Source organism: Novimethylophilus kurashikiensis (assembly GCF_003112435.1).
Lineage (GTDB): Bacteria > Pseudomonadota > Gammaproteobacteria > Burkholderiales > Methylophilaceae > Novimethylophilus > Novimethylophilus kurashikiensis.
This window is the reverse complement of record NZ_BDOQ01000016.1, coordinates 1-5,959: the sequence shown is the minus strand read 5'-3', so window position 1 is coordinate 5,959 and position 5,959 is coordinate 1. Positions and strand designations below refer to the sequence as shown.

The 5,959-nt window shown below is 50.0% G+C and carries 9 protein-coding genes; 8 read left to right on the top strand and 1 reads right to left on the bottom strand.

Annotated features, from left to right (window positions below; all coding sequences use genetic code 11):
* Positions 1-394 (bottom strand): helix-turn-helix domain-containing protein (locus NMK_RS13930; protein WP_109016377.1); only part of this gene is annotated, 394 nt, incomplete at its 3' end.
* A 161-nt stretch (positions 395-555) separates the two neighbouring features.
* On the opposite strand from NMK_RS13930, the gene NMK_RS13925 reads away from it, so the two are divergent.
* From NMK_RS13925 to NMK_RS13900, 8 genes are all read left to right on the top strand, one after another.
* The gene (locus NMK_RS13925) at positions 556-870 is read left to right on the top strand and encodes a hypothetical protein (RefSeq protein WP_109016376.1); all 315 of its coding nucleotides are present in this window, start codon (positions 556-558) and stop codon (positions 868-870) included.
* Between the two features lie 51 nt (positions 871-921).
* Positions 922-2,055, top strand: coding sequence for a phage/plasmid replication domain-containing protein (locus NMK_RS13920; RefSeq protein ID WP_109016375.1), 1,134 nt, complete (start codon positions 922-924; stop codon positions 2,053-2,055).
* Positions 2,052-2,222, top strand: coding sequence for a hypothetical protein (locus tag NMK_RS18555; RefSeq protein ID WP_181376294.1), 171 nt, complete (start codon positions 2,052-2,054; stop codon positions 2,220-2,222). The genes NMK_RS13920 and NMK_RS18555 overlap by 4 nt, the downstream gene beginning before the upstream one ends.
* Complete coding sequence (locus NMK_RS13915) at positions 2,219-2,428, top strand: hypothetical protein (protein WP_109016374.1); 210 nt, start codon at positions 2,219-2,221, stop codon at positions 2,426-2,428. Before NMK_RS18555 ends, NMK_RS13915 begins: the two co-directional genes overlap by 4 nt.
* A gap of 110 nt (positions 2,429-2,538) precedes the next feature.
* Complete coding sequence (locus NMK_RS13910) at positions 2,539-2,805, top strand: hypothetical protein (protein WP_109016373.1); 267 nt, start codon at positions 2,539-2,541, stop codon at positions 2,803-2,805.
* Positions 2,806-3,480: 675 nt separating this feature from the next.
* Positions 3,481-4,224: a hypothetical protein gene (locus NMK_RS18335; RefSeq protein WP_146187215.1), complete on the top strand. Its 744-nt coding sequence runs from the start codon at positions 3,481-3,483 to the stop codon at positions 4,222-4,224.
* Complete coding sequence (locus tag NMK_RS13905; protein WP_109016372.1) at positions 4,224-4,535, top strand: DUF5455 family protein; 312 nt, start codon at positions 4,224-4,226, stop codon at positions 4,533-4,535. The genes NMK_RS18335 and NMK_RS13905 overlap by 1 nt, the downstream gene beginning before the upstream one ends.
* A complete protein-coding gene (locus tag NMK_RS13900) occupies positions 4,532-5,608 on the top strand; it encodes a zonular occludens toxin domain-containing protein (RefSeq protein ID WP_109016371.1) in 1,077 nt (358 codons plus the stop codon). The genes NMK_RS13905 and NMK_RS13900 overlap by 4 nt, the downstream gene beginning before the upstream one ends.
* The last annotated feature ends 351 nt before the right edge of the window (positions 5,609-5,959 follow it).

The following is a 5,959-nucleotide window of genomic DNA, read 5'->3' as shown; positions in this document are numbered from 1 at the left end:
CGCATAATGTAACGCTATGTAATACCTTCTGGTTATAAGGATTGCCGCTATTTTGGTATGAGGCCTGCGCGTCTTGCGCGTAGAAAGGCCCATAGATCAGCGCCAGAATCAGAATAGCGACGAGACTGCTGTTCTGACGCAAAAGAAAACCCTTCCAGAACTCCTTACGTATGGGGTTCTTCTCTGTACTCGCTTCAAACTCCGCAATTAGTGACATCGGGTCACGCTCTAAAACTATCGCCAGCCTAGTAAGCGTATAGGTGTCCGGCTGTCTGCTTCCTGTCTTGTAGTCCGTCATTCTTTGCCGGGGTATCTCGAGCTTTTGGGCCAATGCGTAATCGCTGCTGACGCCTAGTTTCCGTTTCGCTTCATACAGCAATTCAAGAGTATTCATGTTTGTCATTCCTCGAAGAGGGGTCTATTCAGTATGCATACATCATAGTCCCAATTTGGTTCTTGACAACGCCCCATATTGGGACTAATGTTTGTTTGTCCCGATATGGGACATTTGACCCTATACATGGTTCAAGTATTGCAACCTACTCGGAGATAAACATGAGCGATCAGCAGGCAGTACCCGGCCAGATGGCCAAGATGAAACCCAATCAAGCCTATATCAAGGGTGAGATTGACGGTGTTCGAAAGTATGACTCAGATTGGTACACCCGCGTCAAAGTACCGCAAGAGCGTGGCGATTACCGCTTTGCATACATCGAAATCCGCTCCAAGCAGAAGATTGGCGCTATGGGCGAAGAATTTGCCGGACTCGTTGACGTGGCTGGAATGCGTAACGACTTTGAGTTGAAGAACGGCCCTAATGCAGGGGAAATCGTTCGTTCTGCAACCAACTGGCTCACCATCGCCGAGTAGGGCGAGGGGCAGGGGGCTTAACGGTCTTAAAACATCACCCTGCCTTTTTCTATGGCCTTCTGCGACTGGATCACCATTAGACAAAATCACGGCATTAATGCCGGATTACCTGTCATTAATGGCGGTTGCGTAGTCGTTCTCGAGAACGATAGGCCAATTGAAGCAACTGACGACACTGGCGATGACTTCATGTTCATAGAGCCGGATTCAGTCAAGTACACCCTCGAGCGCAAGCTCATTCAAAAGGGTAGCTATGATTCAAGCATTCAGATTCGTTGTGATGGTTCTGTCGTTGAACTCAGCGGCAATGTTGGTCGTTATGGCCGTCCTGATAATGTTTGGGGCTATACCGTTCTCGACTGCATCCACAGGGCTAATAGAATCATCCGCTCTTTTGGCCTTCCTGCTTTTCATGACGTGGGTGAGCCGGTCTATATCGAATCCAAGGACGTCTACGTACCAAATCCAAATACGGCCCTTATCAGTCGCGTCGACCTTACCCAAAACTATTTTTCAGGTTCGCCCTCGATGGCGGCGCGCCTCGTTCACTACTTCGGCGGGCACCATCAGGGCCGCTTTTCTCCCAAGATGTACACGTCCAACAAGGGCGACCTTACCGGCCTCACGTGGGGCGAGGGCAGCAAATATTACAGCCGCAAGCTCTACATCAAGGCGCAAAGCCTAGGCGAACACGTATCTCAAAGAACCATGGATTTCGTTACCAAGAACGGGATGGTACGAGACGAAATAAGTCTGAAATCCCGTTACCTAACTCAGCATAACTTACGAACTATTTACGACTGGCAAAGATGGCAGAGCGAGCATATAGAAGGCGAGAGCGACATGACGACAGTTATTTACGGAAAATTCAAAGACCTCATGGATACGGACAAAAACTCCGTCCATGTGGACCCCTTCAATGATCTTCCTGTGCGTCTGTGTGGTATCGCAAGCGCATGGCGTAACGGCAAGGATGTTTGGGGCGACCCCGATGTGTCCAGGGCGACCAAATACCGTTACCGCTCTCAGTTAATGAAGTACGGCATTGATATCGCTATTCCCTGCGATGTAACCCGACTCAGCACGCGCGTTCGCATGATTGATGTTCAGCAGGCTATCGCTCCACAGTGGTACTGGAATGAAACCGAATCCGCCGATGAATGGAAACGTAGGAGGGCGGCATGAAGAACTTGTTATGGTTCCTTGTGGGCTTCGCCTTGATCGCTGTCCTCGAGGTCGGCTGCGCCGCCTCACAAACGCACGAAGCATCTAAGCCATTAACGCACACCGTTAATGAATCCGATTGGTCGAAACACCATGAAGAATTTCTAGAGTGGTATTCCGAAAAATGAATATCCGCCTATTTCTCTTATTCTTGCTGATCGCTCCGATCGGAGCGATAGCAGACCAACCATCAGCAACAGATACCACCTCTGCACATCTGTATTTCCTTGAAAACATGGTGCTGGTTATCTGCGCTTTCTTCGCCCTTTGGATGGGCATATCCCACGGCTTTTCTGTGGGCAGGGGCAATAGCAACAAGGGCGAAGCGTTATGACTCTTGTTGACGTTGTGTCGGCGTTGATTGGCGCGTATCTCGCCGGTTTCTTTCCCGCGCTATTACTCGGACTTTTTGTCCGGCTTTTAACTCACTTTTAGGAGCTTCAAATGAACTTGATTCATAAGGTTGTAAACCGTGGTATTTCCTTGGCACATAACACCAAGGTGCAAGCTGCTGTTGCCGGTACATCAATGGCAATGGTTGGTCTGAATGCGATGGCTGCGCTGTCTGCTGACGTCGATACGGCCATTTCTGCATCGCAAACCGACTCTCTGGCCATGATCGCCAAGGGTTACGCTTACTACGGTGCAATTGGTGGCGCCTTGGTCGTTCTCGGCCTCTTCTGGCGCATCCTTCGCAAGCCAGCTCGTTAATGAAATTTCGTCAGGGGCTTGCGCCGCGCTTGCGCGGGGTAGGCCCCTGACGAATGCCCATCTATGAAAATCTTATTTATAGCTCTGGCCCTTCTGTCTTCCTCAGCTCTAGCTGATACTCTTGGACAGATTAACCTCCCGCAATTGCCCCAGTCCTCGACTGGTTGCCCAGCTGGTAGCATTTCGCTATTAGGGGGCAGTTGTACAACTCCAAAGATTAACGACACCATTCCCGATGTTAACGTCAGTGCGCCACGCCTAGACGGTAACGGTAACCCGATCAGCACCCCGACACCGGATGTTAGAAAGGTCATAGGCGGTTCTATCAGTGGTGCTTGTGTAAATGTCCCTGCTGGTTGGACTACAACCGGTTCGGGTACTAGCTGCCAACTTCAACCGCCTTCCTCCGGCGGTACTCCAACTCAAGACTACGCCTGTTCCCTCTGGAATCCTCCTAGTACAGTAGCGCACTTCAGTAGCGCACAGGCTTGTGCAACTTATGCATGGTCAAATACAGCTTGGGCGGGGGGCGCTATTACAGGAAGCGTTAGCGGTAGCAACGTTGTTTCCACCAATACCTCTTATGACGCAGCGAGTCATACTGTCGGCATCTATACAATTAGCTGCCCCTCTGGATATGCACTATCCGGAACAGCCCCAAACCAGACTTGTACGTTGTCTAATGCTGCACAAGTCGCAAGGCCTGCCGATGGCATTTGCACCATTGCTCGATCTGGTACCAGCTACACCGCTGACGCAGCAGACCCTGACTGTGCCGCGAACACTAAAACTACCGTTGCAAGCCCAAAAGTAACCAATCAAGATGCTGGCGGGAAACAGGAAGTCACAGCCAATTCTGACGGCTCAACGACCATTACTACCAATATTTATAACTACAACAACAACACTACAACAACAACAACGATTAATTATGATTCTTCAGGCAAGGTAACAGGCGTTAATGGCCAGACTACACAAGGCATAGGTACTGCAGGTGGCACTAGTGCGCCCACTTCATCATCTGGCGGGGCCACATCCTCCGATATAGCAGGGCTCGGTACTAAGATAGATGGTGTTAAAAACGGTCAGTGTGGAGGTTCTGGCGAACCTGCATGTAAAACTGACGAATCTGGTACGCCTTCCTCGTACTCTGACGGTGGTAAAACTGATGGTCTAAACGCTCAGTTTGACGACCTGAATAGCAAGATTACTTCCCAAACTAACGGTGTAGGTAACGGTTTGGAAATGCCTAACGCCTTTTCTACTGGTGGCTGTAGTAATCCTTCATTCAACAACCAGTCGATTGATGTTTGTGAAACTGCCTTTCTAGTACAGCCCTACACTAAATTCGGCGCGTATATCCTCACGCTCTATGGCATCTGGGGCTTGTGGTTTAGGCGTATGGGAGGGGCTGCATAATGCCTTTACTAGCTGCTTTCTTAGGTTCTGCATTTACCGCCGTACTCAACTGGTTCTTGCAGTTTTTCACGCGAAAAGTTGCGATCTATGCAACCGTTATTACAACTCTTGGTACGCTGACAGCGGCTTTGCTCGTTACCTTTAACGGCATCATTCAAGGAATTACTCAATCAGTGCCGGGTGATGCAGCTTGGATAATGTTTTACATTCCAGAAAATGCCTCTCAATGCCTAGCGGCTTATTCAGCTGCTGCTCTGGCTAAGTGGGTTTATGACTGGAATACCGACATTGTTACCAAGAGCCTCCTATGATTTACATCATCACAGGTAAGCTCGGTGCCGGTAAATCCCTTTTAGCTGTTCAGCGCGCCATTGATTACGCCCTCGAGGGTCGGCGCGTGGCGGCGAATTTTCCTATGGACTTCGCCCCGATCTGCCGTACGCCAACTGCCAAGATCGCGCAGGCCTACATCAATGTCTTACCGGCCATTCCTACGGTCGCAGATTTAAAAGCCTTGGGAGTAGGGGGCGAACATGAGGAAACGGCAGGGGCCTTATTGCTCGATGAATGCGCCCAGTTCCTTAACTCGAGGCAATGGCAGGGTAAGGAGCGCGAGGAAATTATTAATTGGTTACTTCACGCCAGAAAACTTAAGTGGGATGTATTCCTGATCATCCAGCATGAACGAATGTTGGATAAGCAAGTGCGCGATGCATTGGCTGAATATGTTGTAACAGTCCGTCGAACTGATCGGCTGCAAGTCCCCTTCATGCCGTTTAAATTGCCTCGTATTCATATCGGTACTGTCCGTTATGGCCTCGAGGCTAACGCTCTTGTTGCTGACCGTTGGTTTACTCGTGGAGCGCTACCCATGCAATGTTATGACACGGGCATGATCTTCCAGGAGGAAACGCCACAATATTGCACGTTGCCGGCGACCATCACCAAATTCAGGAGTTCACGAAACAAGCCCTTGACGTGGTACGAAGCCTTACGATTGGTTCCGGCCTTCCTCTTGGCACACATCTGCAAGCTGTTTAAACATCCTGTCCCGGTGCGCTATACGCCGCCGGCCACCCCCAAACCTTACCCTCAACATCTCGAAGATGCGCGATTGCTCCATGAAGGCAAGTTCGTGCCTGATTGGGCTTATGATGTCGTCAAGTCCGCTTACCTCGAGCGCCAGCGCATTCAACGCGAACACGAGGACCGCCTGATTGCTGCGCGTCTAGAATCCCTCAAACGTAAGCAGCAACAGCAGCGCCAAGCGCGTTTGATCGCATCAGCGCCTTACCTTGATGATTTCCATTTCCTAGCCGAAAACGAAACGCTGCAAGCCATCCAGCGAGAACTAGATCGAGATACCGATTTGCTGGCGGCGTAGGTTTTCCGTTTTTTTATCTATCAAGGGTTTTAATAGGGCAAGCGAAGCGCGTCAGTGTGCCTGTGGGCAAAATAAAAACCGTCCATCGGGGTTTAACCCTGTGGGCGGTTTTTCATTTTGTCCATAGGCTGAGTCTTGCCGTGTTTCTGCGAGAATAAACAAACCCTCTAAAACCCTGTGACAGGGTTTCGGAGGGTCGGACGGAAAACTTTACGTCCCAGTTACACGTAAAGTTTGTCTCAAATATGAGAAAACGCGACTCGCAAAGAATCGCTGAAACTCAAACACAGCATAGCTTTGAGGGTGGTAAAGAATCGTCTCATTACTCTACGCGTCACTTCGCATAATGTA